Origin of the sequence: Pantoea sp. R102, assembly GCF_004916815.1 — a bacterium.
Taxonomy (GTDB): Bacteria; Pseudomonadota; Gammaproteobacteria; order Enterobacterales; family Enterobacteriaceae; genus Pantoea; species Pantoea dispersa.
Genome location: NZ_SDFT01000203.1, coordinates 1 through 6,111, shown reverse-complemented (window position 1 = coordinate 6,111; position 6,111 = coordinate 1). Strand labels below are relative to the sequence as shown.

The following is a 6,111-nucleotide window of genomic DNA, read 5'->3' as shown; positions in this document are numbered from 1 at the left end:
TTGAAGTAGCGCAGCGCGATATGGACCTCCACAGCGCTATCAGCTCCAGGCTGCCACTGCTCAAGCGCATCCAGCAGCGGGCGATAAAACGCCGCCGCGTTCTCCGGCCACGACTCACCGCGCAGCGCAAACTGGTGGGTGGCAAAATCAAAACTCACTTCGGGCGTGCTCTCAGTGGCAGCAATCATAAGGTTTTGCATACAACATCAATCCTGGTGAATGGTGGCTTTAAGCCAAAACGTGGCGAAGCCGCTGGCGGGCAGCGGACGCAGTTCATACTCCAGCGGTTCACTGACGTCACGGGCGAGCGTCAGCAGACCGATATTGGCCCCTTTGCTGGTGGCGGGGCTCTCGGCGCGCAGGCCAATACGATAGGCCTGCTTAATTTCGTCGTTGCTCATGGTGCGCAGTACCTCAAGCCAGTCGCGCAGCTGCTCGCAGGCGGCCTGATCGACCTGATTACTGCTCTCCAGCACGTAGTTATTGCCGTCTACGTGCAGCGTCACGGTGCCAAAGCGAAAGTCCTGTTCAGCATGGGTCAGGGTGCGGCTGTCCTGCGAATAGCGCAGGATGTTCTGCACAATCTCGACAAAGCTGGAGAACAGCCGGCGGCGCACTTTGACCGGCGCCTGCTGGTTTTCCAGAAACACTTTGATCACTTCGCCCATCGCAGTGATGTTCTGCGGCGAAAAGAAGCCGGTATAGTGCAGCGCAACGCTGTCGGGCGGCAGGTACGTGCCGGAGGAAGCTGGATGCATAGGAAGCTCGTTAATAACGCAGGCCAAACCAGGTGACGTCATCGCGTCGCGGCTGGTTGCCTTGCCAGTGAAGAAATGCCCGCGCAAACGCCGTGGAAAGCTCGGCCATCGGCAGGGTTTTATGTTGTTCAATGACCGTCTGAATACGCTTTTTGCCGAACATGATGTGCCGCGCGCCGCCGGGTTGATCGGTCACGCCGTCGCTCATCACCAATAGCACATCGCCGGGCTGCAGTGTGCGCTGCTGCTGCGGCCAGCAATAGTCGTGCGGTGTATCGGTGTAGCCAACGCCGACGCGATCGGCCTGCAGCGCGGCTGCTTCACCCTGTACCGGCTGCAGCACCGCGTGCATGCGCGCGCTGGCCCAGCTCAGCTGATGGCTGGCCGTCTCCAGCCGTAGCGCAATCGCATCGCAGCCGTCGTTGGACAGCGAGGTCTGCTGCGAGGCGTTGAGCTGGCCCAGCGTTTGTTTGATATGGCGATTGAGCGCCTGCAGCAGGGCGGACGGCGCGCGATGGTTGTGCTGCAGCGCACGCTCCAGCGCCGCATGCAGGATCACCGTCATAAACGCGCCGGGGATGCCGTGGCCGGTGCAGTCGGCAATCAGCGCTAGCCAGCCGTGCTCGTCGCGGTGAAAGGCGTAATAGTCGCCGCCCACGCCGTCGCGCGGCTGCCAGTGCAGGCACCAGTCGCTTAGTTGCTGCGCCATCTGCTGCCGCGAGCGGTCCAGCATCGCGTCCTGAATCACCCGCGCGTAATCAATGCTTTGTAAAATTTGCTGATGCTGCTGCGCCTGCAAATCGGAGACGGTACGAATCAGATCGATACCCAGACCGATACCGATATAGCGGCCGTGTTCAGTCACGATAAAACCATCGGTGACTGATTTATCTCCGCTGGCGACCACCTGCTGCGCGACCCGATCGAGTTCGGTTTCGGCATCGATCACCAGCGGTTGTTTGTCCATAAAGGCGATGCAGCTTTTACGATCGTACAGCTCACGGAAGAACGGGCGCGTCATTTGCGACAGAAAGATGTGGCGGTTGATCATGCCGAACGGCGTGCCGTTTTCCACCACCGGCAGGCCAATCAAATCTTTGTGTTCGCTAAACAGCGCCATGACCGCCGTGTTGTCCATCGCTGGCGTGACGAAGGGCACTGCGATACACAGCGAACGCGCACGGGCTCGGGCCGACAGGGCGCTAAGCCCGGTGGGTGAATCAGGCAGCTGCATAAGAAGGATTCTGGCGTCGATTAGGAATAATCTTAGGCTACGACACGGCGATGACACTTTTATGTCACCGCCGGCCAGCGCTCGCTGCTGCGCTTACTGCGGGGCTTTTAGTGTATCGGCGACGTGGCTGATGGCGCGTACCACCTCACTGGAGCTGCCACGAATTTCGGCAATCACACCGCCCGCCTGCTGCGCGAGCACTACGCCCTGATCGGCACGTTTCAGGTTCGACGCGATGCCTTTCTGCGCCTTATCCGCCAGCAGGTGGTTATGTCTAACCCGATTCTCGATTTCGCTGGTGGCGCGATTGATGTTCGCCGCGAGGGTGCGCACTTCACTGGCGACCACGGCAAAGCTGCGGCCATGCTGACCGGCGCGCGCGGCTTCCACTGCCGCATTGAGCGCCAGCAGATTGGTTTGATCGGCAATACGGCGAATACTCTCCACGATGGCGCCGATGCGATCGGAAGAGTCGCTCAGATCATTGATATCACCAGAAATACCGTGCAGTTCGCTGGCTAGCGCATTGATATTCTGTACGCTGTTCTCAATGACCGCCGCACCCTGTTGCGTGCTTTCGCTGGTATGCAAAGCGGTTTGCCATGCCTGCTGCGCTGCTTCGCGCTCCAGCTGGTTTTTTTCCACCTGCGCGGTAACGTCGGTGGCGAACTTCACCACTTTGTACAGCTCGCCGGCGCTGTTAAACACCGGATTATAGGTGGCGCGCAGCCAGACGGTATTGCCCTGCTTATTGACGCGCTCGAACTGGCCGGAGATATATTCACCCTGATTGAGCTTGTGCCAGAAGCGGCGATAGGCCTCGCTGGTGCGCATTTCGGGCGGACAGAACAGGCTGTGATGGCGACCGATGATCTCATCAGCGCGATAGCCCATGGTATTAAAGAAGTTATCGTTGGCCATCAGCACTTCACCTTTGAGGTTGAAGGCAATCACCGCCATCGAGCGCTCAATGGCGGTGGTCATGGCGCGCTGCTCCTGCGCATCCATGATGCGTGCGGTGATATCACTCGCCAGCTTAACGATTTTAATCACCCGGCCGTGGCGATCCTGCACCGGTACGTAGTTGGCTTCCAGCCAGATCGGACGGCTGTGCTTCGCCACGCGCAAAAACTTATCGCTGAAGCCTTCGCCGCGATTCAGACGCTGCCAGAACTCGCGATACTGCGGTGACTGCACCATATCTGGCGTGCAGAACAGGCTGTGATGCTGGCCGACAATTTCTGCCAGCGTGTAGCCCATGCGCTCCAGAAACAGCGCGTTAGCGGTGAGGATGTGACCATCAGGCGTAAACTCGACCATGGCGATGGCCTCCTGCAGCGAACTGAGCGTTGCGCTGCTGTGACTGCGTTTCTGCCACGCGAGGCGCGACAGGATTCCCGATGTAATAGTGCTGAACATGGTGGACCTTATTATGGTTATGGGATGTCAGCACGGTTATCGGCGTGAGTGGCTAAAAATTCACCACTAAATAACGCGGTTGCGCAGGTTTTTACCATCGGCTCCGGCGGTTGCTGCAAAAGGCAGCAGTCAGCTGATTTTTACCGAAAAGCGTTTGACGGTACGGCGCGAGTAAGGTTTAATGCGCCCCGTTGCCCGGATAGCTCAGTCGGTAGAGCAGGGGATTGAAAATCCCCGTGTCCGTGGTTCGATTCCGCGTCCGGGCACCACTAACACCAAGGCACTGGTCAGAAAGACATTTTCTGACGGGTGACTGAAAGAAGGTGGCGTTCCAGCAACGGTGAGTGCAGAGTAAATGCACCAGCTTGGTTTTAAGCCAACCTTCTGAAAGGGTATCAGTTAGCGCTGATACCCTTTTTTTATTGGCGTTGATAGATGTTCGCCTTCATTCATCCATAATTCTCTCCAGCTGCTGCGATCATTTAAAATATCGTCCATCATCTTCTGCCGTATTTATTTAACTTCGCGGTGAAAGCCTGCTCGTCAGCGATTCAGATAACGAATAACCAGAAAATTACCAGAAACTGTTAGTGAATTCCCTGAAAGACAGGACAACGGCGAGTTCAGCAACTTGATAGGGGAACAGGTAACTTATGGCTAATGATGAACTGAAAAACCGGCCTCATGCATAAGTTGCAAAGCTAATTCATTGAGAAAGATTAGTTATAAGTATAATTCGGCTCTTGACTTCATTAAATAATTCGCGATTCTTGTATGCGGGAATTTGATTTATGGAAGAATGGAGAAGGTGTGATGGATATACGGATGCTGGATCCCGATGAGCCGGGGTACTTTTTAAACTTCAGGAACCCCCTGCCTCATAATGAGTATTATGCTGTAAAACCTCAGTTCATGCCTCCACATGGTGCGCGTCCAATTGTGGATGATGCTACAGGGCTGTGTATTGGTTACACGGTCGCGCATGCTCCCGGACTGTGGCAGGTTTATGATGCGGATGGGCGTTTTACCACGCTTGAAGAAGCCCCATTGCAAACCCCGCTCATTGATCCGCTAGATATTGCGCTGATTGCATTTGGTGTTTTTCGCCTGTTGAGCAGTGGTCGGGCGGTGCTGGATGTCGCTGCGGGTAAAAGCATAGGCAGTGTGCTAAGCGAAGCAACGCTGAATATGCTGCGTGGTCGCCTGAAGGTTGGCCTGTCCGTGCGAAATCTTAAATTTACACGTACTACGGCCGCGCATATGGCCGAGTCGGGTAGATATATTCCGGTCAATATACTGGAAAAAGCTATCCGCTATGGTTCACGAAGCCCTGATGCTCAAAAAATGCCCGGCATGTTTTTATATCGTATAAAAATGACCCGTCTGAAAAAGATCGTGGAGCATGATAAAATCAGGTATGTCCACAAAGAGTACACGTTACATGTTGTGGTCAGGGAACGGGACTGGACAATTTCACACTTCCATATCGACTGAGTGGCGGGGCAGAAATGTTTGAGATCAAAAATGAAGATACGTTATTTCGCTTCTCATTTATCGAAAGAATTGAGGAGCCTGAAGATCGCAGGCTGGATTTGATCATGTGCTGGCTGGAAATAGCTGGTTGCAGTATAAAACTGCAATGTCAGTGCGAACTGACGATTTTCGACCTTGAAAGCCTGAAGGAAATGTTATCGGAGTTTTATGCATCCCTGTATAAAAATGGACGGCCTAAGCCGGTAAATTTTGCACCAAGAATGAAAGCGTTCACCTGCGAATTCAATGCTGTCGAGGGAAGTGATTTAATCGGTTTCAACTTCACTGCGACTCCCGCTATATATGATAGCTGGCAACTGACCGGCGGGATCGCTATTGATCAATCCTATTTCCCTGCGTTGATACAGGGAATCGAATCGATTCTGACCAACTGAGCGCGGGTAAGATGCCGCCCGCCCTGCAGCCTGCTGGTTCGATTGCATAGACGGGCACTCACCTCACAACGCCAGCTGCACCGCCGTGTCCCCGTCTTCGACCTGCGCCGGTACCGCGCAGCAGATCAGCACTTCATCCTGCGCCAGTGTGATGCCTGGCCGGGAAGTGTAAGTCACCGCACCTTTCACCAGTTTTGTCTTACAGCTGCCGCAATGTCCGGCGCGACAGCTGTAGGCCGGGCTCAGGCCGCGCGCTTCGGCCAGCTCCAGTAGCGTGCCGGACTGCGGCGTCCAGCGCGCTTCTTTCAGTGACTCTGTAAACACCACCGGCACCGCTTCGGTCGCCACCGGCGGCAGCGCGGCGGGCTCTGGCATATTCTCCTGCTGACGCTGCAGCGACGACGGACCAAACGCTTCGGCATGAATACGCGCGTCGGCAATATTCAGGCCGCGCAGTCCGTCATACATCGCCTGGGTAAATGATGGCGGGCCGCACAGATAAAAATCGTAATCGTTGAAAGGCAACACCTGCGACAGCAGCGCCATATCGATCCTTCCGGCAACGTCGTAATCCACGCCCGCTTCGGCTGCACCCGGCTGGCTGAGCACGCGCACCAGTTTCAACGCACCTTCGCTGGCTGCCAGCAGCGCATCAAGCTCACGCGCAAACGGGCGTTCGGCCAGGTTACGCGCCGACTGCAGCAAATACACCGGGCGCATCCGGCGTTTGCGTCGTCCTTCATAAATCAGGTGACGCAGCATCGCCAGCAGC

7 protein-coding genes and 1 tRNA gene are annotated in these 6,111 nt (G+C 55.7%); 3 read left to right on the top strand and 5 right to left on the bottom strand.

What is annotated here, in order from left to right; all coding sequences use genetic code 11:
* The 4 genes from ERD80_RS19100 to ERD80_RS19085 all read right to left on the bottom strand — a co-directional run.
* Positions 1 to 200, bottom strand: a 200-nt coding sequence (locus tag ERD80_RS19100) for a SiaC family regulatory phosphoprotein (protein ID WP_136548094.1), incomplete at its 3' end; no start/stop codon positions are given.
* 6 nt (positions 201 to 206) lie between these two features.
* Positions 207 to 758, bottom strand: coding sequence for a SiaB family protein kinase (locus tag ERD80_RS19095; RefSeq protein ID WP_136548092.1), 552 nt, complete (start codon positions 756 to 758; stop codon positions 207 to 209).
* 10 nt (positions 759 to 768) lie between these two features.
* On the bottom strand, positions 769 to 1,992 hold the full coding sequence (locus ERD80_RS19090) for a SpoIIE family protein phosphatase (RefSeq protein WP_136548089.1): 1,224 nt from the start codon (positions 1,990 to 1,992) through the stop codon (positions 769 to 771).
* A 93-nt stretch (positions 1,993 to 2,085) separates the two neighbouring features.
* Positions 2,086 to 3,411 carry a PAS domain-containing methyl-accepting chemotaxis protein gene (locus ERD80_RS19085; RefSeq protein ID WP_058759546.1) on the bottom strand — a complete coding sequence of 442 codons (1,326 nt, stop codon included), beginning with the start codon at positions 3,409 to 3,411 and terminating at the stop codon, positions 2,086 to 2,088.
* A 193-nt stretch (positions 3,412 to 3,604) separates the two neighbouring features.
* On the opposite strand from ERD80_RS19085, the gene ERD80_RS19080 reads away from it, so the two are divergent.
* The 3 genes from ERD80_RS19080 to ERD80_RS19070 all read left to right on the top strand — a co-directional run bounded on the left by ERD80_RS19080 (position 3,605) and on the right by ERD80_RS19070 (position 5,339).
* Positions 3,605 to 3,680: transfer RNA gene (locus ERD80_RS19080), tRNA-Phe, on the top strand.
* Between the two features lie 556 nt (positions 3,681 to 4,236).
* Positions 4,237 to 4,905, top strand: a complete 669-nt coding sequence (locus ERD80_RS19075; RefSeq protein WP_248295875.1) for a hypothetical protein — start codon at positions 4,237 to 4,239, stop codon at positions 4,903 to 4,905.
* A gap of 14 nt (positions 4,906 to 4,919) precedes the next feature.
* Positions 4,920 to 5,339 (top strand): hypothetical protein, encoded by a 420-nt coding sequence (locus tag ERD80_RS19070; protein WP_058774862.1) that lies wholly within the window; start codon positions 4,920 to 4,922, stop codon positions 5,337 to 5,339.
* A 63-nt stretch (positions 5,340 to 5,402) separates the two neighbouring features.
* Here the strand turns inward: ERD80_RS19070 and ERD80_RS19065 are convergent.
* Positions 5,403 to 6,111 (bottom strand): 2Fe-2S iron-sulfur cluster-binding protein (locus tag ERD80_RS19065; RefSeq protein ID WP_136548087.1); only part of this gene is annotated, 709 nt, incomplete at its 5' end.

Coding starts and splice junctions, on each gene's coding strand:
- ERD80_RS19095 (WP_136548092.1), bottom strand. CDS start 758: ATGCATCCAGCTTCCTCCGGCACGTACCTGCCGCCCGACAGCGTTGCG.
- ERD80_RS19090 (WP_136548089.1), bottom strand. CDS start 1,992: ATGCAGCTGCCTGATTCACCCACCGGGCTTAGCGCCCTGTCGGCCCGA.
- ERD80_RS19085 (WP_058759546.1), bottom strand. CDS start 3,411: ATGTTCAGCACTATTACATCGGGAATCCTGTCGCGCCTCGCGTGGCAG.
- ERD80_RS19075 (WP_248295875.1), top strand. CDS start 4,237: ATGCTGGATCCCGATGAGCCGGGGTACTTTTTAAACTTCAGGAACCCC.
- ERD80_RS19070 (WP_058774862.1), top strand. CDS start 4,920: ATGTTTGAGATCAAAAATGAAGATACGTTATTTCGCTTCTCATTTATC.